At 42.0% G+C, this 646-nt stretch carries 2 pseudogenes; both read right to left on the minus strand.

The annotated features are described in order from the left end of the window. A pseudogene (locus R7Z50_RS28310) lies at nt 1-277 on the minus strand (siderophore ABC transporter substrate-binding protein); the annotation flags it as partial. A gap of 163 nt (nt 278-440) precedes the next feature. Then, a pseudogene (locus R7Z50_RS28315) lies at nt 441-646 on the minus strand (Crp/Fnr family transcriptional regulator); the annotation flags it as partial.

Raw genomic sequence — 646 nt, forward strand, 5'->3', positions numbered from 1 at the left:
CTTCAAAGTCAGGCTCAAACAAACTGCCTGCAGATGTGTAGTTCTCTTTGCTGTACTTAGAAAGGTAGCTCGGAAGATGAGATGCGTTTGACACAGCTACAGGCTCAATCCCGAAGTTATCCAAAGCATCTAAAGGACCAAAACCAATCACAACCACCCGCTTAGGCGATTGTTCTAGCTCGGTTTTTCCCATGTAATGGTCAATAACAACGTTAGCAGCAAAAGATGGAGAAATGGTTAGCAGCGAGAAAACAGCCGCACTGACGAGTTTTTTCATTTTGTTGAGCCTTAATGAGATCTATTATCATGCGCGTTCGCAATATAGCGTTACTCTCAAAAGCATTCAACAAGATTTATACGACTTTACATTCATTACAGTGATTTTAGATTAAACCATTTCAAGTACTTATGAATGGCAATCATTGCAATCCCGAATTGAATTATTCGTGCGAATCGATGAACGCTTTTAACGCCATTTCATCAAGAATCGCTAAGCCATTGTCGGTTTTTGCAATGAGTCCTTTATCGATAAGATCTTTGACCGCACGTCGATAAACTCGGCCTGACGTACCAAATCGTTCCGCCTCTTGGTTCACTTTGTCAAAGCCACCAAGCAGCGTATCCGTCTGATTACGGACGAGAAGAT

Source organism: Vibrio sp. 1249-1, from assembly GCF_033340495.1.